Origin of the sequence: Dactylosporangium sp. CA-152071 (assembly GCF_050936335.1) — a bacterium.
GTDB lineage: Bacteria > Actinomycetota > Actinomycetes > Mycobacteriales > Micromonosporaceae > Dactylosporangium > Dactylosporangium maewongense.
In genome coordinates, this window is record NZ_JBNJMZ010000001.1 from 3,181,574 (window position 1) to 3,201,827 (window position 20,254).

General features: G+C 73.8%; 19 protein-coding genes. 8 read left to right on the plus strand and 11 right to left on the minus strand.

The annotated features are described in order from the left end of the window. Positions 1–172: 172 nt before the first annotated feature. From ACQEVZ_RS14095 to ACQEVZ_RS14115, 5 genes are all read right to left on the minus strand, one after another. The gene (locus tag ACQEVZ_RS14095) at positions 173–2,707 is read right to left on the minus strand and encodes a DUF5682 family protein (protein ID WP_433366281.1); all 2,535 of its coding nucleotides are present in this window, start codon (positions 2,705–2,707) and stop codon (positions 173–175) included. A gap of 5 nt (positions 2,708–2,712) precedes the next feature. Further along, on the minus strand, positions 2,713–3,825 hold the full coding sequence (locus ACQEVZ_RS14100) for an ATP-binding protein (protein ID WP_344502545.1): 1,113 nt from the start codon (positions 3,823–3,825) through the stop codon (positions 2,713–2,715). Further along, positions 3,822–3,974, minus strand: a complete 153-nt coding sequence (locus tag ACQEVZ_RS14105; RefSeq protein WP_354893322.1) for a hypothetical protein — start codon at positions 3,972–3,974, stop codon at positions 3,822–3,824. The genes ACQEVZ_RS14100 and ACQEVZ_RS14105 overlap by 4 nt, the downstream gene beginning before the upstream one ends. Before the next feature lie 305 nt (positions 3,975–4,279). After that, positions 4,280–4,465 (minus strand): hypothetical protein, encoded by a 186-nt coding sequence (locus tag ACQEVZ_RS14110; RefSeq protein WP_433366286.1) that lies wholly within the window; start codon positions 4,463–4,465, stop codon positions 4,280–4,282. A 10-nt stretch (positions 4,466–4,475) separates the two neighbouring features. After that, complete coding sequence (locus ACQEVZ_RS14115) at positions 4,476–4,874, minus strand: hypothetical protein (protein ID WP_433366289.1); 399 nt, start codon at positions 4,872–4,874, stop codon at positions 4,476–4,478. A 171-nt stretch (positions 4,875–5,045) separates the two neighbouring features. On the opposite strand from ACQEVZ_RS14115, the gene ACQEVZ_RS14120 reads away from it, so the two are divergent. Beyond that, the gene (locus tag ACQEVZ_RS14120) at positions 5,046–5,411 is read left to right on the plus strand and encodes an MmcQ/YjbR family DNA-binding protein (protein ID WP_344502548.1); all 366 of its coding nucleotides are present in this window, start codon (positions 5,046–5,048) and stop codon (positions 5,409–5,411) included. Between the two features lie 38 nt (positions 5,412–5,449). On the opposite strand, the gene ACQEVZ_RS14125 is transcribed toward ACQEVZ_RS14120, so the two are convergent. After that, positions 5,450–5,572, minus strand: a complete 123-nt coding sequence (locus ACQEVZ_RS14125) for a hypothetical protein (RefSeq protein ID WP_354893316.1) — start codon at positions 5,570–5,572, stop codon at positions 5,450–5,452. 820 nt (positions 5,573–6,392) lie between these two features. Between ACQEVZ_RS14125 and ACQEVZ_RS14130 the strand changes: the two genes are divergently transcribed. From ACQEVZ_RS14130 to ACQEVZ_RS14155, 6 genes are all read left to right on the plus strand, one after another. Next, positions 6,393–8,297, plus strand: a complete 1,905-nt coding sequence (locus ACQEVZ_RS14130; RefSeq protein WP_433366293.1) for a BTAD domain-containing putative transcriptional regulator — start codon at positions 6,393–6,395, stop codon at positions 8,295–8,297. Between the two features lie 145 nt (positions 8,298–8,442). Further along, on the plus strand, positions 8,443–9,189 hold the full coding sequence (locus ACQEVZ_RS14135) for an NUDIX hydrolase (RefSeq protein ID WP_425552202.1): 747 nt from the start codon (positions 8,443–8,445) through the stop codon (positions 9,187–9,189). Next, entirely contained in the window at positions 9,186–10,157 is a 972-nt protein-coding gene (locus ACQEVZ_RS14140; RefSeq protein WP_354893310.1) for a serine/threonine protein kinase, read from the plus strand. Before ACQEVZ_RS14135 ends, ACQEVZ_RS14140 begins: the two co-directional genes overlap by 4 nt. A gap of 13 nt (positions 10,158–10,170) precedes the next feature. Beyond that, positions 10,171–11,133 (plus strand): hypothetical protein, encoded by a 963-nt coding sequence (locus ACQEVZ_RS14145; protein WP_433366298.1) that lies wholly within the window; start codon positions 10,171–10,173, stop codon positions 11,131–11,133. A gap of 3 nt (positions 11,134–11,136) precedes the next feature. Continuing rightward, positions 11,137–12,354, plus strand: coding sequence for an adenylosuccinate synthetase (locus ACQEVZ_RS14150; RefSeq protein WP_354893305.1), 1,218 nt, complete (start codon positions 11,137–11,139; stop codon positions 12,352–12,354). An 87-nt stretch (positions 12,355–12,441) separates the two neighbouring features. Next, a complete protein-coding gene (locus ACQEVZ_RS14155; RefSeq protein WP_433366301.1) occupies positions 12,442–12,840 on the plus strand; it encodes a hypothetical protein in 399 nt (132 codons plus the stop codon). On the opposite strand, the gene ACQEVZ_RS14160 is transcribed toward ACQEVZ_RS14155, so the two are convergent. Both ACQEVZ_RS14160 and ACQEVZ_RS14165 read right to left on the minus strand, forming a co-directional pair. Continuing rightward, the gene (locus ACQEVZ_RS14160) at positions 12,809–13,684 is read right to left on the minus strand and encodes a hypothetical protein (protein ID WP_433366304.1); all 876 of its coding nucleotides are present in this window, start codon (positions 13,682–13,684) and stop codon (positions 12,809–12,811) included. The two genes, ACQEVZ_RS14155 and ACQEVZ_RS14160, sit on opposite strands and share 32 nt — an antisense overlap. A gap of 831 nt (positions 13,685–14,515) precedes the next feature. Beyond that, positions 14,516–16,309, minus strand: coding sequence for a DEAD/DEAH box helicase (locus ACQEVZ_RS14165; RefSeq protein ID WP_433376750.1), 1,794 nt, complete (start codon positions 16,307–16,309; stop codon positions 14,516–14,518). A 95-nt stretch (positions 16,310–16,404) separates the two neighbouring features. Between ACQEVZ_RS14165 and ACQEVZ_RS14170 the strand changes: the two genes are divergently transcribed. Further along, entirely contained in the window at positions 16,405–16,815 is a 411-nt protein-coding gene (locus tag ACQEVZ_RS14170; protein ID WP_433366307.1) for a hypothetical protein, read from the plus strand. Here the strand turns inward: ACQEVZ_RS14170 and ACQEVZ_RS14175 are convergent. From ACQEVZ_RS14175 to ACQEVZ_RS14185, 3 genes are read right to left on the minus strand one after another with little or no spacing between them, the layout of a single operon-like run. Beyond that, entirely contained in the window at positions 16,802–17,341 is a 540-nt protein-coding gene (locus ACQEVZ_RS14175) for an RNA 2'-phosphotransferase (protein ID WP_354893294.1), read from the minus strand. The genes ACQEVZ_RS14170 and ACQEVZ_RS14175 overlap by 14 nt on opposite strands. Further along, positions 17,310–18,716, minus strand: coding sequence for a bifunctional 3-(3-hydroxy-phenyl)propionate/3-hydroxycinnamic acid hydroxylase (locus ACQEVZ_RS14180; RefSeq protein WP_344502559.1), 1,407 nt, complete (start codon positions 18,714–18,716; stop codon positions 17,310–17,312). The genes ACQEVZ_RS14175 and ACQEVZ_RS14180 overlap by 32 nt, the downstream gene beginning before the upstream one ends. 14 nt (positions 18,717–18,730) lie before the next feature. Next, the gene (locus ACQEVZ_RS14185; protein ID WP_433366311.1) at positions 18,731–20,143 is read right to left on the minus strand and encodes a cellulase family glycosylhydrolase; all 1,413 of its coding nucleotides are present in this window, start codon (positions 20,141–20,143) and stop codon (positions 18,731–18,733) included. Between the last annotated feature and the right edge of the window lie 111 nt (positions 20,144–20,254).

Sequence of the window (20,254 nt, forward strand, 5' to 3'; positions counted from 1 at the left end):
GCACGCTCCTGGTCGACACTGTCCCGCTCTGCGCTGACCTGAGCGGCGCTGTCCTGCGCCACGCTGTCCGGCACGGCACGGTCCTGGTCGGCGCTGACCTGCGCAGCGCTGTCCTGGTCGGCGCTGACCTGCGCAGCGCTGTCCGGGCCGGGGCTGTCGTGGTCGGGCGGGCTCATGTCAGGAGTCCTTCACGGGTGAGTGCCGCGTCGACCCGGGCCTCGAGCTCCAGGGCGGCGGCGACGAACGCCGGGTCGGTGCTCCGCCTGCGCAGCAGCGACCGGGGGCTCCCGCCGAGCCCGCGCCTCGCGAGCAGGTGCCCGGCGACGGTCTCCCGTTCCCGGGGCGGGAAGTACGTGAACGCCTGCCGCAACGCCGGCAGCGCGATCAGGAACTCCGCCTCGCCCATCCCGCTGATCAGGTCGTCGAGCACGTCGAGCACCCGCGGCGCGTGCAGCACCTCTTCGCGCGCCACCGCGAACAGCCCTGCCAGCCAGTCGCCGGCCGTGCCCGGGGCCGCCGCGCCGCGCACCGCCCGCACCGGGTCCTCCCAGCCGCTGCCCTGTTCCTCCGGGTCGGTGGTGTCCACGGACCAGCAGAAGCCGAACGCGGCGCCGCGGAGGTCGGGCGGGGACTCCCGGTCCTCGGCGACCCGGCGCATCACGGCGAGTGCGGCGTCGCGGTCGAGGGCGAGGCGCGGCCCGGCGTGCACCGTGGTGTCCCGGACCGCGACGACCGCCGCGATGCGGGCGGGGTCGGCCGGGGAGGCGCTGCCCCGTACACCTTCCGCGAGCCACAACGCCCGCTGGTGGGCGGCGGCGATCACCGTGCCGAGGGGGACGCTGCCGGCGGTGCCGAGGAGCCGGTCGTGCCGCCACAGGGTCAGCACGACCGCGAGGAGCCGGCCGAGGTCGCCGAGGTCCCCGGCGGTGCCGACGGCCGCGCCCAGGTCGTGCAGCACCTGGTCCGACAGGCGGACCGTGCCGCACAGCGCCGCGTCGAACAACGCGTCGGCGAGACCGGCGACGTCCGCCCCGCGGATCCGTTCGGCGAGGACGGCCGCGGCGGCTTCGTCGAGGGTCGCCCCGTACGCCCCGGCCTCGATCAACGCGACCAGCCGATGCTCATGGACGGTGACGTCCCACTGCTCCTCCAGCACCGGATCAACCCCGGTCCGCGGCCCCCGCCGCCGCTCGAACCCCGGGATCCGCAGCACCCGCAGCCGGTGCAGCAGCCGGCTGCGCCGCAGGCCGTCGTCCTCGGTGAGCGCGACGGTGACCGTACCGTCGACGCCGAACCCTTCCCGTTCCAGCTCGACATCCGCGTGGTGCACGAGCGGCGGCAGCGGCGTCGATGGATGCAGCCGGCCGACGCGGGTGCCGCTGAGCGCCGCGACCATCTCGACGACGACCGGGTGGGTGCCGGCCCGCAGCCGCCCACGGGTCGCCCACGGCAACGGCTCGTCGAGCGCGTCGTGCACGAGCGCCCCGGCAAGCCCGTCGAGGATGTCGGTCCTGCCCGGGTACTGATGTCCCCGCACGAGCGCCAGCCCCGCTGCGGACGCCCGCGCCGCGATCAGGTCCGCCGTCGACGCCCGCTGCTTGCGCTCCCGCAGCCGCCCGACGACAGCCCCGGCCAGGTGATCGGCGGCCTGCCGCGGCCCCCCGTCCCACAGCTGCTGGTAGTACTCCGGCGACGGCATCCCCGACTGGTACCCGTCGAACGAGTCCAACCGCCGGAACGAGTACGGCACCAGAAAACTGCCCCCGACCGCCCCCTCAGGCAACACCGGCACCTCAGGCCACCCCGTGTCCCCGCCCACGCCCCCCACCGACGCGCCACCCCCGTCGGCACCTTCACGCGGCACTGGCACGCCGAACCGCGTGGCGCCCTTGTCCGCATCCGCGCCCTCAGCACCCACCGGCTCCTCAGGCGACGCCCCACTCTCGTCCGCACCTGCTCGCGGCGCCGGCACAACGGACCGCCCAGCGTTCCCGTCCCCGGCACCCACCGACACTCCGGGGGACGCGCCACCCTCGTCCGCGTCTAGCGGTGGCACCGGTGTGACGCCCCCGTCCGTCAGGCGGATCAACGCCGGCCGGTGGAACCCGCCGGTGACCACGACGACGGGACGGTCCCCCGCGTCGGCGGCGGCCGCGCGGATCCAGCGGGCCATGTACGCCTCCCGCCTCACGTCGCCCTCGCTCGCCGGGGTCTCCCCGCGCAGCAGGTCGAAGTACGCGGCGAGCCGCTCGGCGATCCCGTCATCGGGCGGGATCTCGAACAGGTGGTCCCACAACGCGTCCACGTTGTCGACGGCGAACTCCGTGCACAGCCGGTCGACGACCTCGGCGTAGCGCTGCTCGACGTCGGCGTACCGGTTCTCCCGCTGCCCGAGGGCCGGGTCCCACGCCGGCAGGTCGATGAAGCGCACGGTCGCGCCGGCCCGGTGGCCTTCCTGCAGCGCGACCCACTCCGGCGAGTACGCGCAGAACGGCGCCCACGACGCGCAGTGCCGCTCGTCGTCGCGGTAGCTGCTGAACACGGCGACCGGCAGCTCGTGCCCAAGGAGCAGCTCGCCGATGCGGTCGTTCATGTCGGCGGGCCCCTCGACGAGCACGTACGCGGGCCGCAGCACCGCGATCGTGCCGGCGACGAGCCTGGCGCAGGCCGGGCTGTGGTGCCGCACGCCGATGAACGTGGTGACCATCGCCGTTACCCCGGCAGCTGGTGCCGGGCCGCGTGCAGCGCCTTCCACTGCGCGCCGGTCCGCCAGGTCAGCTGCTGCTCCAGGTACCGCCGCAGCTTGGCCAGATCCTCGGTGTTGTCCTTCGCGGCGGTACCGGCGAGGCACGACACCAGGTCCTCGGCGGTGCCGGCCTCCCGGCGCAGGAACCAGCCGCGCAACCCGACGGCGTGCGCGACGGATACGGCCTCGGCGGTGCTCATGACCGCCGACAGCCGCTCCATCGTGTCGCCGCGCGCCGACTGTCCCGTCCGCAGCTCCCGGAACGTCGTCACGAGCACCTCGAGCACGTCGCGACGCGGCGCGGCGGTGACCCCGGACCGGCGCAGCAGCGCACCCGCCTCCGCCTCGACGAGCGCGAGCTCCGTGTCGAAGTCGGCGATCGGGAACACGGTCTCGAAGTTGAACCGCCGCTTCAACGCCGCGCTCATCTCGTTGACGCCCCGGTCACGGGTGTTGGCGGTCGCGATCACGTTGAACCCGTCACGCGCGAACACCATCGCCTCCGGCCCAATCAGCTCGGGAATCGCGAGCACCCGGTCCGACAGCGGCGACAGCAGGCAGTCCTGGACCTCGAGCGGGCAGCGGGTGATCTCCTCGAACCGCACGACCTTGCCCTCGGCCATCCCCCGCAGCAGCGGCGCCCGCACGAGCGACCGCTGGTTGGGCCCTTCCGCCACGAGGAGTGCGTAGTTCCACGAGTACTTGATCTGGTCCTCGGTCGTCGCCGCCCCGCCCTGTACGGTCAGCGTCGACTCCCCGCTCACCGCCGCCGCCAGCAGCTCCGACAGCAGCGACTTGGCGGTGCCGGGCTCACCGACCAGCATCAGCCCCCGGCTGGTGGCGAGCGACACGAGGGCCCGGTCGATCAGCGACGGGTCACCGACGAACTTACGGCTGATCCCCGCCGACGGGTCCCCCACGATGAACCGCCGCGCCGCCGTCAGGCTCAACGCCCACCCCGGCGGCCGCTCCCCGCTGTCGGTGTCGCGGAGCTTCGCCAGCTCGTCGGCGTACCGGACCTCGGCCGGCGGCCGCTGCACGGCGGTGCCCTCCTCCAGCAACTCGTGCGCAGCGCTCACAGCCTGACCTCCCACAGGTCTCTGATGATCTCGGACACGGTAACGGGGCCGAGCCCGCCGACCATGCCCGGCCCGTCCCTCTCCCACCTGGCCACGCCACCCCCACCGATCCAGACCTCCAGAAACGCCTGCCCCGCCGTCTCCTTCACGCCGCGCGCACCCCCTCCCACTCCCGCAAAGCCGCCCAGACCCGCCTCGCAAGCCACACCCACTCCCACGACTCCGCCCGGACCCGCCTCGCAAGCCACACCCACTCCCACGACTCCGCCCGGACCCGCCTCGCAAGCGGCACCCGCTCGCACAACGCCGCCCGCATCCACTCCCACGACCCCGCCCGCGACACCGCTCGGACCCGCGACGCCGGTTGCACCTGCTTCATCCGTCCGATCCGCTTCTCCGAGGCGGGCCGGGCACACTTCGCCGGGCGAGCCCGTGCCGCTCGCGGTGTCCTTGGTCATGCGGTCGCTGCTTCCAGGTCACGGACGAGCTCGTACGCCCCGATCGGGTCAAGGTCGGCGAGCCGCAGCCGCTCCGTCCCCAGGTGGCCGGCGTGCCGCCGCACGACGCAGACGTCGGCGATCGCCTGGACCGGGTCGACGGTCGGGTCGGCGCGGTGCACCCCGGGGTCCAGCTCGACCACGGCGACCCGATCACCGGGGAGATCCCTCTCGATCGACCCCCACCCGTCCCGCAGCCCGCTGCCGGTCCGCCGCCACGCGCCGCGGAGCAACGCGGCGAACCCACCCGTCGGCGAACACCGCCGCCGCGACCCGGCTGCGCTGGTCGGGCGGCCCGACATACGCGGCGACGACCGCGGCCGCGCCGAGCGGGGTGCTGGCGGCGCCGCCGTCGAGGTGGGCGAGGCCCTCGGTGCGCACGTCGGCGGGGGTAGCCGCGTTGGTGAGCGCGGCGCGCAGGCTGGGGCGCTTGTCGAGCAGCGCGGCGATGTCGGCGGCCCAGGTCGCGCTCGGGCTGAACCCTGCGGGCGCCCCGCCGCGCCGCGGCAGGATGTCGCGCAGCCAGGAGGCCGGAACCCCGAACGTGCCCATGTGCCGCCTCCCCGTGGTCCGTTTCGGATGGCGGTCACCATAGCGACGCCCACCGACAATTTCGGGTGAGACGGCCGCACGCTGCGGGAACGGCGTTGATCACGAAATTGAGCAAATGGGGAAAATCGGATCCTCGGAAAAGTGTCAGACCCTCCTGTTACACCTACAGACATGGGAATCCGAACCAGCCGCGGGGTGAGCGTCGACGAGGCGCTCCGGATGGTCCTGACGCTGCCCGAGGTGGAGCAGCGCCAGCACGGCAACCATCTCGGCTTCCGGGTGCGTGACCGGGGGTTCGCCTACCTGTGCGAGGACGACTGGACCATGCTGGTCAAGACGTCCCGTGAGGAGCAGGCGGCGCTCGTCGAGGACGACCCGCGGGCCTACAAGAAGTCACACGTGTCCGGCCGGTTCGGCTGGGTGCAGGTGCGTTTACGCAAGGCGCACGAGGACGAGCTCGCCGATCTGATCACGGAGGCGTGGAGGATGACCGCACCGCGGCCGATCGTGGCACGTCTGGATCTCGCTTTGAGTTAGCGGGTGATGTACAGAGTGAGCCCTCGCCACCCGTCCCGCTATCGCAGCGCCGACACGACCATCATGACGAGCCCGGCGCTCAGCACGGCGAGGAAGGCGACCGCGAGAACGATGCGCGACGACAGACGAGCGACCGGGGCGACGTTGGCCATGATCTTCATGCACGGGAGGAAACCATGACGGCCTGAAGCCGGCCTGTGGCCCGGCTGAAGGCGAACGCCCACCGCGCCCCGAGCGCACCAGGCGCCAGGCGCCAGGCGCCAGAGGGACCATGCCGGCGGCAGGGGGCATGCCTGCAGAGGACCAGCGCGCTCGGCGGGGTGGAACCGGTCCAGAGGGAGCGGCGCTGGCGGAGGGAACGAAGCAACAGAAGAAGGCGCGCACGCCTGGGGAATCACCCGAGCCGGAGCAACCCGTCCGGGCGAGGAGAGCGGCCAGCCAAGGGAACAACGCTGGCCGAAGGTGACCGCTTGCTCCGGAGCCGTTCCAGCTGTGGCGGCCCGCCGGTCGAGAGGGAACGGTCAGCCGAGGGGAACGGTCGGCGAGGGCAACAGCCGGCCGAGGAACGACCGGTCGACTGGAACGGGCAGCCGAGGGAGCCCGTCGGCAAGGGGTCCAGGCCGGGTGGAGGGGCAGCGGGGCGGAGGGGCAACCCGGGCGGAGGGGCAGCCGGGCGGAGAGGCAACCCGGGGCGGAAGGCAACCCGGGGCGGAAGGCAACCCGGGGCGGAAGGCAACCGGGGCGGAAGGCAACCGGGGCGGAAGGCAACCGGGGCGGAAGGCAACCGGGGCGAATGAGCAACCGGACACAGAGGCGGCCGGGGCGAAGAGACAGCCGAGGCGAAGAGGCAACCGGACACAGCGGCGGCCATGGTGGAAGGGCTGCCGGGCGGAGAGGCAGCCGGGCACAGAGGCGGCCTGGTGGAGGGAACCGCTCAAGGTGTGGCGGGGGCTGCCGATTGCGGCGGCTGTGGACGTGCGGGTGCTGGGGCAGATCGAGATCATTGACGGTGACGGCCGGCGGATGACCGGGGATGACCTGCCGCGGCGGGCCCGGCAGGTGCTGGGGGTGCTCGCGGCGCGGCATGACCGGGTGCAGTCCAAGGATGCGCTCGCGGACGCGGTCTGGGGGGTGGACCTGCCCGGGAACGCGACGGCGGCGCTGGAGCACTACGTGTCGGTGCTGCGGCGGGCGTTGCAGCCGGGGGTGCCGACGGCGAGGTCGTTCATCGTGACGCGGGCCGGTGGGTACGTGTTCGCCACCGACCGGGCCCGGCTCGACCTCGCTGAGCTGCGGGCGGCCGCGAAGGTCGCGGAGCGGCGGCCGGGGCAGCTGGACGTGCGGGAGCGGATCGTCGAGCTGGCGCCGGAGCTGCCGTTCGTGGAGGACGAGTACGCCGACTGGGCCGCGCCCGCGCGGGCCGAGGTCAAGGCGGTGCTCGTCGCGGCGCTGCTCGACCTGGCCGAGCCGGCGGCGGCCGCGGACCCGGCCAGGGCGCTGCGGCTGGCACGGGAGGCGACGGAGCTGGAGCCGTTCACCGAGCGCGGATACCGGCTGGCGATGGTCGCCGGTGCGGCGCTGGGCCGGGCCGACGAGGTCGTCCGGTGGTTCGACCTGTGCCGGCGGGCGCTCGCCGACGACCTCGGGATCGCACCGTCCGCCGACACGACGTCGCTGCGGGATCGCCTTCTGGCGGAGCTCAACACCGCCGCCGCCCGACCGGTTGAGAGCGCGCCGAACGGGGACCGCCGCCGGGGCGGGGACCGGCGCAAGGCCGACCGGCGTGCCGCGGTGCCTACCGGTCCGGCCACGTCCGATGCCGGGGAGAGCGGCGCCGCGGAGCCGGTCGAGCGGCGGCTCGCCGTCGTAAGAGAGGCGGGCAGGGAGCACAGCAGAGAAGCCGGCGGAGAGACCGGCAGGCAGGCGGCGGGCGGGTCGGCGGACGCCGCGGGGTTCGTGGGGCGGCGGGGTGAGCTGGCCGCGCTGCGTGACGGGCCGGGGGTCGTGCACGTGGTCGGGCCGGCCGGGGCGGGGAAGTCGGCGCTGCTGGGGCGGCTGCGGGACGAGGCGCCGGAGCGGGTCGGGCTGGGGCGGGGCCCCGGGCCCGGCGGGGCGCTGCGGCTCGGCTGGTTGCGCACGGCGTTGCACCAGTTGGGGCGGCCCGCGGACCGTACCCTCGACGCGGCGATGCACGAGCGGCGCACGCTGCACCCCGCCGAGCTGGACGCGATCGCCGCGGAGCTGGGTGGGTGTGTCGTCGCGGTCGACGACGCGGAGCATCTCGACGCGGACTCGGTCAGCGAGCTGCGGTGGCTTCGGGAGCGCGGAGTGCGGGTCGTGGTGTCGTACCGCTACCCGTCGGCGATCGCGGACCGCCCCCTGCACGCGCTGGACGCGGACCTGGTGCTGCGGCTCGACCCGCTCGGCGAGCGCGACCTGCCGGTCGACGTCCTGCAGGCCAGCGGCGGAATCCCCGCGCTCGTCGCGGCCACAGGAGGGGCCACAGGAGGGGCCACGGGAGAAGCCGCGGGAGAGGCTGCGGGAGGGGCCACGGGAGGAGCCGCAGGCGGGGACCCGGCGATCGCGGAGGCGGTCGCGATGCACCTCGCCAGGCAGCGGACCAGGTGGATGCCGCCGGCCGCGTGGGAGATCCTGCGGCTGACCGCGGCCCTCGGCACGTTGCGGGTGGAGCAGCTGGCCGCGGCCGGTGGGCTGGACCTCGACGAGGTCCTGGCCGCGGTCGACCGGCTCGTCCACGCGCACCTGCTGGTGGAAGGGCCCGGCGGCAGCGTCCGGCACCGCAGCGACCTGATCCGGTCCGCCGTGGCCGCCCAGATCTCCGCCGCCCACGGCCACCACCTCCGGGACCGCCTCGCCACCGCGTAGCGCCAGACCGGACGAGGCACGACAACCCGACAAGCAGCGCCGTACATCAGCCGCAAACGCGACAGGAAATCCTCGTTGCGCCGGGGAGCGGTGCGTCGTATGTTGTTCTCAGATCGAGAAATACTCTATCTGAGAAGGACTCATCGTGAACGACGCCGACTTCCTCGCCAGCTACGACCCGCGCGCCTACCCGCCGGTGGCGGTGACCGTGGACATCGTGGCGTTCACGATCCGCAACGGCGTGCTCAACGTGCTGCTCGTGCGGCGCGCCTGCCCGCCCAGCGAGGGCATGTGGGCGCTGCCGGGCGGGTTCGTCGGGCAGTGGGAGGACCTGCCGACCGCCGCCGCGCGGGAGCTGGCCGAGGAGACCGGCGTCGCCACCGCGCACCGCCGGCTGCACCTGGAGCAGCTCGGCACGTACGGCGCACCGGACCGCGACCCGCGCATGCGGGTGTTCTCGGTGGCGTACGTCGCGTTCGCGCCGGACCTGCCCGATCCCGTGTCCGGCTCCGACGCCCGCGAGGCGGCCTGGGTGCCGATGGACGAGCGGCCCACGGAGCTCGCGTTCGACCACGGCACGATCGTCGCCGACGGCCTGGAGCGCGCCAGGTCGAAGCTGGAGTACACGCCCCTGGCGACGAAGTTCGTCGGCGAGGAGTTCACGATCGCCGAGCTGCGCGCGGTGTACGAGACGGTCTGGGGCGAGCCGCTGCACGCCGGCAACTTCCACCGCAAGGTGCTGTCGGTCCCCGGGTTCGTCGAGAGCACCAACACGACCACGGAACGCGGCGGCGCCCGCGGCGGACCGCGCGCCAAGCTCTACCGCGCCGGCGACGCCCGCCTCCTGCACCCCGCACTGCTGATGCCCAGCCGAGAGGAGACGGTCCGGTGACCCGCAGCGGTGCAACCAGAAGCACCACCACCGCCGAGGCGATCGCACTGATCGAGTCCGCCGGCGGCAGCCTGTTCGACGGCGACGACCCGGCCGGCACCTACCGGCGGCTCGCCCGCCTCACCCACCCCGACGTGGCCGGTCCGCAGGGCGCCGCCGCGTTCGCCCGGCTCACCGAGCTGTGGCGCAACCACGGCACGATCCGCAGCGCCAAGGGCGCCTACTCGACCGCGACGCTCGCCTTCGAGGGCGACCTGGCCAACCTGTACGCCGTGCCGGAGGGCCATCTGAAGCTCGTCCGCGACCCGGCGTGCAACGACCTCATGGCGCGGGAGGCGACCGCGCTGCAACGGATCGCCGACCGTGGCGACCCTCGCTACCTGCCCTACGTGCCGCGGCTCGTGGACACGTTCCGCCACAAGGAGGACGCCACGACCAGGCGCGGCAACGTCGTTGCGACCTCCGCAACGGGGTTGCACAGCCTCGCCGAGGTGGCGCTGCGCCGCCCGAACGGGCTCGACCCGCGCGACGCGGCGTGGATGTGGCGGCGGCTGCTCGTGGCGCTCGGCCTCGCGCACCGCGCCGGCGTCGTGCACGGCGCGATCGTGCCCGAGCACGTCCTCATCCAGCCGGAGGACCACGGGGTCGTGCTCGTCGACTGGTGCTACAGCGTCACCGAGCCCGGCGACCGGATCCCGGCGATCGTGCCGCACCGGCGCGACCACTACCCGGCCGAGGTGCTCGCCCGCGAGACCCCCGGCCCGTACACCGACCTGGCCATGGCCGCCCGGCTGATGGCCGACCTCATGGGCGACCGCGCCCCGCAGGCACTGCGGCGCTTCGCCGACGGCTGCCGGCTCGCGTCACCGAGGCAGCGCCCCGACGACGCCTGGAAGCTGCTCGGCGAGCTCGACGACCTGCTGCACCGCCTGTACGGCCCCCGCAAGTTCCGACCGTTCACGCTCTGAGAAGGAGACCCTCATGGGAAGTGGGATCTGGTCGACCGACGTCTACGACGCCGCCGACCGCTACCGTCGCGCCACCGGCGCCAGCGCGTTCGCGTACAGCGACTCCGGCGCCCGCACCGTCCACAGTGCACTCGACCCGAAGGGCGTCGGCAAGCGCGAGAGCCGGGACTCCGACGAGCACCCCGACTCGGTCGCCATCGCCGTCATGTTCGACGTGACCGGCTCGATGGGCTCCGTGCCCCGGGTGCTGCAGCAGAAGCTGCCGCAGCTGCTCGGTCTGCTGCTGCGCAAGGGATACGTGAAGGACCCGCAGATCCTGTTCGGCGCGATCGGCGACGCCACCTGCGACCGGGTGCCGCTGCAGGTCGGGCAGTTCGAGTCGGACAACCGGCTGGACGAGGACCTCGGCCGCTTCGTGCTCGAAGGTGGCGGCGGCGGGCAGATGACCGAGTCCTACGAGCTCGCGATGTACTTCATGGCCCGGCACACCAGCATCGACTGCTACGAGAAGCGCGGCAAGCGCGGGTACCTCTTCATCATCGGCGACGAGCAGGCCTACTCGCGGGTGAAGCCCGGCGAGGTCCGCGACGTCATCGGCGACAAGCTCGGCGAGGCGATCGGCTTGCGGGCGATGGTCGACGAGGTCCGCCGCATGTACGACACGTACTACATCCTGCCCGCCGGCTCGTCGTACGCCGGCAACACCACCATCCTCGACTTCTGGAAGGACCTCCTCGGCCAGAACGTCATCGCCCTCGACGACCTGGACGCGGTGTGCGAGACCATCGCCCTCACGGTCGGCCTCGGGGAGGACTCCATCGACCTGGACGAGGGCCTCGAGGACCTGCGCGAGGCCGGCTCGGCGGCGACCGTGACCGTCGGCAAGGCCCTCGCCCGCATCGGCGGCGGCCGCGCGCCCGTCGCGACCGGCTCGGCGCCCACCATGTCCGGCACCACCAGCGTGGAACGGTTGTAAGCCATGCGGCACGTCATCGTGGTGGACCTCGGATACGGGGACTGCGGCAAGGGGACCGTCGTCGACCACCTCTGCGCCACCCGTGACGTGCACACCGTGGTGCGCTTCAACGGCGGCGCCCAGGCCGCGCACACCGTCGTGCTCGGCGACGGCCGCAAGCACACGTTCGCACAGTTCGGGTCGGGCACGTTCCGGCCCGGCGTGCGGACCCACCTGTCGCGGTTCATGGTCGTCGACCCCCTAGCCCTGGCCGCCGAGGCCGACCACCTGGTGGGACTCGGCGTCCACGACGTGTGGTCCCGGCTCACCGTCGACCGGGCGGCGCTGCTGTCCACGCCGTACCACCGCGAGGCGAACCGGGCGAAGGAGATCGCCCGGGGCGCCGACCGGCACGGTTCGTGCGGGATGGGCGTCGGGGAGGCCATGGCGTACGCGCTGCGCCACCCCGACGACGCGCCAAGGGCCGGCGACTGCACGGATCCGCCGCTGCTGCGGGCGAAGCTCCGCCGGCTCCGCTCCAATCTGGGCGTGGACGGCCCGCCGGTCGACGCGTGCGTCGAGGCGTACACGGCGTTCGCCGCCACGGTGTCCATTGTGGACGGGCTGCGGATCGAGGGGCCGTGCGTGTTCGAGGGCGCGCAGGGTGTACTGCTGGACGAGTGGCACGGGTTCCACCCGTACACCACCTGGAGCACGACGACGTTCGCCAACGCCGAGACGCTCCTGGCCGGCGAGCCCGCCTACCGGCTCGGGGTCCTGCGGACGTTCACGACCCGCCACGGCGCGGGCCCGCTCGTCACCGAGGACCCGTCGCTGCCCGTCACCGACCCCAACAACCCCGCGAACCCGTGGCAGGGCGCGTTCCGCGTCGGCCACTTCGACGCGGTCGCGCACCGGTACGCCCTGGACGTCTGCGGCGGCGTCGACGGGCTCGCCCTCACCCACCTCGACACCGCTTCGGCGCATCCGGACCTGCGGATGTGCGTCGACTACGACGGCGTCAAGCCCACCCGCGGCCCGACCGGCGACCTGGACCGGCAGGAGCGCCTCACCCGCGCGATGGCGTCCAGCCGGCCGCGCCTCGTCCCGGTGGACGACTGGACCGCCGCGGTCGAGGAGCAGCTGTCGGCGCCCGTGGTGCTGGAGTCGCACGGCCCCCGCTCGGAGGACAAGACGTCCACCGATTCGGCACCGACGGTGGCCGCCCGGGTGACATGCTGAGGTCCGCACCTCAGTCGCACCACAGTCGAACCTCAGCCGGTCGTGTGACGCTGCCTGCCGACACCTTCGGGAGGGACACGCATGGTCATGGGACTCGGTCGGGGCACGCTCAACGCGGTCCTCCTCGCCACCGCGGCGGGCCTCGCGATCGGCGGCGTCGCCGGCGTCGTGTCCCCCACGTTCGCCGAGGCCGGACCCTCCACGCCGCACCGGGCCGCCCCCGCGACGGTGGTCACGGACGTCGACGTGCTCACCGGCGACCACATGAGCATCACGGTCCGCTTCAGCAACCCTGGCCGCGCGCCGCGCCACGTCGCCGCCACGGACATCAGCGTGTCCGCCGGTGCCGTCGTCCTTCGCTCCCGTACGACCAGCGCCTTCGACGTCCGGCCGGGCGCCACGGCCACCTCGACGTTCGACTTCGACACCCCGCCGACCGGCGCGTCCCTCACCCTCAACCTGCCGGGTGAGGCGCTCCCCCTCTGAGACCCGTCGCCGCCCGGCGCGCGAGCAGCACCAGCCCGACCGCACCGGCGGCGAGCACCGCGCTCGCGGTGTAGGCGAACGGGTCGAGCACGAACAGGTCGCCGCCCGCCGGGCCGGTCCACCCCGTCAGCGCGCCGAGCAGCGTCCACAGCAGCGCCGCCACCCCGTCGCCGACCATGACGACGAACGGCCCGGCCAGCGCGGTCAGCACCAGCGTCCGCGGCACCCGGCCGGCACCGAGGCCGGCGACCCCGGCGAACGCGGCGACCACGAGGGTCTGCGCCACCATGTACGCGGCGTTGTTGAGATGCAGCAGCTGGAGCAGCTCATACGTGTCGTCGGCCAGCGCGGTGTACCGGGTCGCGACCGACCGGTGCGCCACCGCGACCGCGCCGCAGCAGATCAGGCCGGCGCCGAGCACCCAGCCGGACCTGACGAGGACGCGGCGCCCGCGCTCCGCCGGCGGGTCGCCCCCGGGCCGGCGGGCCAGCAGCGCCGCACCGAGGACCAGCCCGAGCAGCGCCGGCACGAACGCCGCGACGAGCTCCATCCCCAGCACCGCGTCCAGCGCCGCCCCGTGCGGGTAGCAGTCGTTCGGGTCGCCGCACCGCGGCACGCCGGCCTGGTCGAGCTGCCGCTGCACGGTGCCTGCCGCGAACCAGACGTACCCGGTGGCGACTGCGCTCACCACGGCGGCGACGACCAGATACGGACGGAGCAGCCGCAGCGCAAGCCCCATCATCCGGGCGGTCACCTCCGTGATCGTCAGCGGCACCGGACCCGCGGCGAGCCCGGCATCGGCGCCTCCAGGGTAGGCCGCCGGGCGCACCGCAGCGCGGGGCACGCGTCTCAATCAAGGCCGACGCGTGCATCGCCGGCTGACACCGCGGCTCGACCGGGGCCGACACGTGCACTGCGGCCCGGGGCAGGGTCCTTCCAAGGCCGGCGGGTGCACCGCGGCTCGGGCGCGGCCATCCAAAACCCGCGACCCGGACCCGCCGCGGCCAGGTCCGGCCCCAGCGCCGCAGCTCAGACGCCGCCCACCCAAGGCCCATGGCTCGGACGCCGACCGTCCGAGGTCGGCATAAGCGGCGGCGGTCCCCCATCACTCGGGCTCGGCGGGCGGGTGCCGCGTCGGTCACCGGTGGGTGGTCACCCGCCGTCGCAGACGTCAGGCCCGGCTGGGTGGCCGGCCCCGTCCTGCCCCGCACCGACCGTTCCTCGCGCCGCCTCTAGCATCGCGCCTGGCGCCGTCCCGAGAATGGGACATTCCCCGCCCGAGCACCGCAGTCCGGGCGCGGCCCGCCGGTGCCGCGTGGCCCGGGACGGGGTGACGGCCTGGGAACCGGGACGGCGGCGAGGGTTCACAGACCGCCGCCGAATGGTTCGACGGCGGCTCACATGGGGCGCGCGGGGTCAGTGACTGAGGCGCTCGCGGCGGACGACGGGGCGGCGGCCCTCGCCGCACGGCCTCGGCGGGCTGGGCGCGGCGTCGGTCACCGTCCACCGGTGGGTGGTCACCCGCCGCCGCAGACGTCAGGCCCGGCTGGGCGGCCGGCCCCGTCCTGCCCCGCACCGACCGTTCCTCGCGCCGCCCCAAGCATCGTGCCTGGCGCCCCGGGGATCGGGCCGCCGCCGAGTGGCTCGGCGGCGGGATCGCATGAGGGCGTGGGGGTCAGTGGCTGAAGCGCTCGCGGCGGACGACGGGGCGGCGGCCCTTCAGGGTGGTGCGGCGCAGCGTGTCGATGACCTCTTCGACGGCGCCCTCGGGGACCTCGACCAGGGAGAAGCGGTCGGTGATCTCGATGGCGCCGATGTCGCGGCCGCTCAGGCTCGACTCGCCGGTGATGGCGCCGACGAGGTCCTGGGGGCGGATGCCGGCCGCGCGGCCCGCGCCGACGAAGAGCCTGGTCATGCCGCCGGCCGGTACGCGGCGGCCGCCCGCGTCGCGGCCCCGGCCGCGGCCGTCGGCGTCGCGGACCGCGACCCGGCGGCCGGGACCCGGCCGGTCCCCCGAGCCCGCACCGGACCGCCCACCGCCGACGCCGGAGCCCGAGCCGGAACCGAACCGGTCGGAGGGCTCGCGGGGCGCGCGGAGGGTGATGTCGGGGATCTCCTCCTGGTCGCCCTCGCCGATGCCGGTGGCGTCGTGGGCGATCTTGACCGCGGCCATCGCGATCTCCATCAGGTCGAACTCGTCGCTGAGGGTCTCCACGACGACGCGGAACTGGGTGAGGGCCTCACCGTCGGCGGCGAGCAGCTCGTGGAGGGCGGCACGGGTGAGCTCGAGGCGGCGGGCGCGCAGGTCGGCGACGGTCGGGACCTTCTCGATGAGGATGCGCTGCTTGGTGATCCGCTCGATGGTCTTCAGCATGCGGTGCTCGCGGGGCTCGGCGAGGGTGATCGCGATGCCCTCGCGGCCGGCGCGGCCCACGCGGCCGATGCGGTGGACGTAGGACTCGGGGGCCGAGGGCACGTCGTAGTTGACGACGTGGGTGAGGTGCTCGACGTCCAGGCCGCGGGCGGCGACGTCGGTGGCGACGAGCAGGTCGGCGGTGCCGTTGCGCAGGCGCGCCATGACCCGGTCGCGCTGCTCCTGGCCCATGCCGCCGTGGAGGGCCTCGGCGCGGTACCCGCGGCCGTTGAGCGTCTCGGTGAGCTGGTCGACCTCGTCGCGGGTGCGGCAGAAGACCAGCGCGGCGCCCGGGGCCTCGACGTCGAGGATGCGGCCGAGGGCGGCGGGCTTGTGGGCGCGGCTGACGACGTACGCCACCTGCCGCACCAACGGGGCCTCGCCGGCGGGGGTCGGCGCGCGGCCGATCTGGATCCGGACGGGGTCGTTGAGGTGGCTGCGGGCGAGGCCGTCGATGCGCGGCGGCATCGTGGCGGAGAAGAGCACCGTCTGCCGGTCCTCGGGGGTCTCCTGCAGGATCGCCTCGATGTCCTCGGCGAAGCCCATGTCGAGCATCTCGTCGGCCTCGTCGAGCACGACGACGCGCAGGTCGTGCAGGCGCAGCGTGCCGCGGCTGATGTGGTCGAGGGCCCGGCCGGGGGTGGCGACGACGACGTCGACGCCGTGCTCCAGGGCGCGCAGCTGGCGGCCGATCGGCTGGCCGCCGTAGATCGGCACGACGCGGGTGCCGAGGTCCTTGCCGTAGCGGTGGATCGCCTCGGACACCTGGACGGCCAGCTCGCGGGTGGGCACGAGGATGAGCGCCGAGGGGTTGTCGCCGCCGGGCGAGGGGATCGTCTGCAGCAGCGGCAGCGAGAAGGCGGCGGTCTTGCCGGTGCCGGTGGCCGCCTGGCCGAGCAGGTCACGGCCCTCCAGCATCGGCGGGATCGCCTCGCGCTGGATCGGGGTGGGCTCCTCGTAGCCGAGGTTGGTCAGCGCCTTGAGCAGCTCGTCCCGCAAGCCCAGTTCGGCGAAGCCGGTGTCTTCGGTCACGGTGGGGCTCCTCAATCGCGAAATTCGTGGCTTCTACCAGCATCCCAGGCCCGGCGTCCCGCCGCCTGAGCGGTCTGCCTGGATGTGACCTGCGACCAGCCGACTGGTACAACGAGCGAGTGGCCGATGACGACTGGCAGGCGCAGCGGGCCCGTGCGGTGGCGCACCACGGGGCCGAGCTCGACCGGCGCCGCGCCGCGGAAGCCGAGCAGGCGGCGGCGCTTATCGAGCGGTTCGTGGCTGACGCGCTCGCGGCGGGCCTGCCGACCGAGTCGCTGCGGGCCCGCTCGTATGGCGGTCGTTCCTACCGTACGCCGTTGCGCGGCTGGTACCTCAACAGTGAGCACACCATCGCGGTGGGTGACGACGGACGGTACTACTCGCTGCTGGTGCCGTCGAGCGCGACGGCGTGGCTGACCGGGGTGACGCCGCAGCCGCACGCGCCCCGGCTCATCGTCGGCGAGGGCGGCCGCGACGGCGAGTCGATCCCCCTGCAGAAGGTCCTGGACAGCAGGCTCAGAGACGGATGAACGCGGGCGGCACCTCGTCGGTGAGCCACACGCCGTTGCCTGAGACGTAGAACACGTGGCCGGCCCGGGCCATCTCCCCGGCGAGGACGGTGAGGACGGCGACGGCGCCGCCGCGGCGGGTGCCGACCCGGCGGGCGGTCGCGGTGTCGGGTGACAGGTGCACGTGGTGGCGGCCGCCGCGGTTGAGGCCGGTCGCCTGGATCGACGGCAGGGCGGCGGCGCCGGTGCCGTGGAAGAGCACCTCCGGCGGCTCCTGCGGGGTGAGCCCCAGGTCGACCGGCACGGAGTGCCCCTGGTTGGCGCGGATCCGCTCGACGCCGCCGGGTCCCGTCTCGACCGCGTAGCGCTGCTTGTCGTTGCCGGCGACGACCTCGTCCAGGTCGGCCCGGGTGATGCCCATGGCGTCCAGGAACGTCCCGACGGGCACCCAGCCGCCCGGGTCGAGGGTCAGGCCGACCCGCGCGGGGTCGTGGCGCAGCGCCTTCGACATCCGCTTACTGAGCTTGACCAGCTGCTGGTGATCCATGGCCGTTCCATTGTCGGCCCCGCCGCAACCGGATGACGACGCGGTCCGGCCGGATCAGGACCGCGCGGCGCCGGCCCATCCAGCGCCGCAGCGCGCCGGACGGGTCGAACTCGGGCGTCACCGCGATCACCGTGGCGCCGCCGTGCTTCATGACGACGCCGGGCCGGGTGAGGACCGCCCAGCCGTCGCCGAGCGCCTCGTCGAGCCGGACCGTCCGGCCGGAGCGCACCACGAACGGCTGCGGGGCGAGGGGGCCGACCCCGCGCAGCGGCGGGCTGGTGGAGCGCAGCGCGAGGCCCTTCAGGCCGGGCAGCCGCCACACCGCGCCGAGCACGACCCGCCGCACCGCCGCCGCGCGGTCCTGCCCCCCGGTCATCGCCCACCCCGCCACGATCGCGAGCCGGATCTGCGCCTTCGCGTGGGGTTTGCGTTCGCGCTGGAACGAGTCGAGCGCCGACGGGTCGCCGGAGGCGCGCCAGGCCGCCAGCTTCCACGCGAGGTTGTAGGCGTCGCGCAGGCCGGCACCGAGTCCCTGACCGATGAACGGCGGCGTCTGGTGGGCCGCGTCGCCGAGCAGGAACACCGTGCCGCGCCGCCACGTGTCGGCGATCCTGGCCCGGAACGTGTACTGCGCCGCCCGGACCACCGTCACCGCCGCACCGGCCCGCCAGGGCGCGAGCAGCTCGTCCACGTCGAGCGCCGGCTCGCCGTCGTGCATCCGGAACTCCCACCTGTACCGGCGAGACCCCAGCTGCATGAAGGTGGCGGCGCGACGCGGGTCGCAGATCTGGTGGACGCCGCCCCACGCGTCGAGGTCCCGGTCGGTGACGCCGTCGACCACCAGCCACCGCTCCTCGAACCCGAGGTCCTCCAGCTCGGCGCCGATGGCCGCCCGGACGGTGCTGTTGGCGCCGTCGCAGCCGAGCACCGCCGACGCCCGCAGCGACGACCCGTCGGCGAGGGTCACCGACGTGGACGTGACCCCGGTGACGGTGACCCCGCCGCGGAACTCGATCAGCGGCAGCTCGGCGACCCGCGCGCGCAGCAGCCGCTCCAGGTCGGGCTGGTCGAACATGTTGGCCTGCGGCCAGCCGTGCGGGCCGGGCCCCGGGTCGCGGCGGAACTCGGCCATCACCCGGTGCCTGCCGTCCAGCAGCCGCAGCCCCAGCCCCGGCCGGCTGACCGCGGCGAACGCGTCGGCGACGCCGAGCTCCTGCAGGATGCGCATGACCTCGTCGTCGACGTGGACGGCCCGGGGCAGAGGATACGGCTCGGGGTAGCGATCCAGCAGCAGGCACGGCACGCCGCGCTGGGCGAGCAGGATCGCGGAGGCGGCACCGACCGGTCCCGCCCCCACGATCACCACTGGGTCCACGCGGCGAGGGTACGTTATGCGCAGCGCGTCCCGTTGAGCGTGAACGCGGTCGGCGCGGTGTTCGTGCCGTTCCAGTTGGACAGGAACCCGAACGTCACGGTGCCGCCGGCGGGGATGCTCGCCGTGTAGCTCACGCTGGTCCAGGTGACCGCGGCGCCGGACTGGGCGTAGGTGGCGCCCCACGACTGGGTGACGACCTGGCCGTTCGCGTAGCTCCAGGTCAGCGTCCAGCCGTTGATCGCGCTGGTACCGGTGTTCGTCACCTTCACGTCGCCCTGGAACCCGCCCTGCCACTGGTTGGTGACGCTGTACGCGACCTTGCACGCGCCGGACGGCGGCGGGGACGACGACCTCGACGGCGACGGCGACACCGACCGGGAGGGCGACGGGGACACCGAACGGGACGGCGACACCGACGACGTCGGCGACGTGACCCCGCCGTAGACGGTGGCCTCCTTGGCGGTGGCCTTGATGCCGTTGGCGCCGTTGAAGATGCGCTCGCCCCAGCTGGTGAGCTGCGCGGGGTTGAAGCCGGTCACCATGTCGAGGTACTCGACGCCGCCGCCGTTGCCGCTCCACGACCAGCCGAGGTAGCCGATCCGCAGCGACTGGGTGGTCGCCATGATGGTGTCCTCGTCGGGGTTGCCGTCAGAGTGGTTGAACCCGAACTCCCCGACGACGATCGGCAGCTTCGCGGTGACGAACCGGTTGAGATAGTCGTTGATCTCCGCGGCGGTGTCGAACACGCCGTACATGTGGATCGAGAACACCGTGTTCTTCAGCGGGTCGGCGGCGAAGACGGTCGCCGCGTTGTCGCGCATCGTGAAGGACCAGTCCTGGCCCCAGTTGGGCGCGTCGACCATGATGGTGTGCTCGAACCCGTTGCTGCGCAGGCGCTTGACCGCGTTGGCGGTGTCGGTGGCCCAGTTGGCGACGGTGGCGGCGTTGTTGCCGTAGGGCTCGTTGCCGATGTTCACGATGACGTACTTCTCCTGGCCGGCGAGGGCGCTCTTGACGCTCAGCCAGTAGTCGACCGCCCGGTCGAGGGTGATCGCGCCGCTCTGCTCGCCGTAGCCGGTGGTGTCGTGCGCCTCCAGGACGCAGATGAGCCGGTTGGCCTTGCACAGCGACACGACGTTGGCGACGTCGGCGGTGTCGTTCTTCGTCCAGCGGTCGCCGGTGGCGAGCACGACCCGGACGCTGTTCGCGCCGAGCGCCTTGATGTTGGCGAACGAACTGGTCTGCGTCGGGTACCAGGTGTGCGCGTGGCTGACGCCGCGCATGACGAACTCGGCGCCGTTGGCGTCGTAGAGCCGGCCGTTGCTGACGGTGAAGCCGGTCGCCGCCGACGCCGGCTGCACGGCGACGAGCAGCGACACCACGACCGCCAGCGCCGCGGCCGCCGCGAGGGTGATCCGCGTTCTCATGTTGGTCCTCCTAGGGGGTGTTGGACGCAACATATGAAGCGGTTCAGTTCACGGTCAACGATGTCAGCGCCGGGCCGCAGGTCGGCCGCGCGAGCGGTGTGAAACTTGCAG

Excerpts from the sequence above, each read along its gene's own strand:
- ACQEVZ_RS14095 (WP_433366281.1), bottom strand. The coding sequence starts at position 2,707 with ATGGTCACCACGTTCATCGGCGTGCGGCACCACAGCCCGGCCTGCGCC.
- ACQEVZ_RS14115 (WP_433366289.1), bottom strand. The coding sequence starts at position 4,874 with ATGGGCACGTTCGGGGTTCCGGCCTCCTGGCTGCGCGACATCCTGCCG.
- ACQEVZ_RS14120 (WP_344502548.1), top strand. The coding sequence starts at position 5,046 with ATGGGAATCCGAACCAGCCGCGGGGTGAGCGTCGACGAGGCGCTCCGG.
- ACQEVZ_RS14125 (WP_354893316.1), bottom strand. The coding sequence starts at position 5,572 with ATGAAGATCATGGCCAACGTCGCCCCGGTCGCTCGTCTGTCGTCGCGC.
- ACQEVZ_RS14145 (WP_433366298.1), top strand. The coding sequence starts at position 10,171 with ATGGGAAGTGGGATCTGGTCGACCGACGTCTACGACGCCGCCGACCGC.
- ACQEVZ_RS14150 (WP_354893305.1), top strand. The coding sequence starts at position 11,137 with ATGCGGCACGTCATCGTGGTGGACCTCGGATACGGGGACTGCGGCAAG.
- ACQEVZ_RS14155 (WP_433366301.1), top strand. The coding sequence starts at position 12,442 with ATGGGACTCGGTCGGGGCACGCTCAACGCGGTCCTCCTCGCCACCGCG.
- ACQEVZ_RS14175 (WP_354893294.1), bottom strand. The coding sequence starts at position 17,341 with ATGGATCACCAGCAGCTGGTCAAGCTCAGTAAGCGGATGTCGAAGGCG.
- ACQEVZ_RS14185 (WP_433366311.1), bottom strand. The coding sequence starts at position 20,143 with ATGAGAACGCGGATCACCCTCGCGGCGGCCGCGGCGCTGGCGGTCGTG.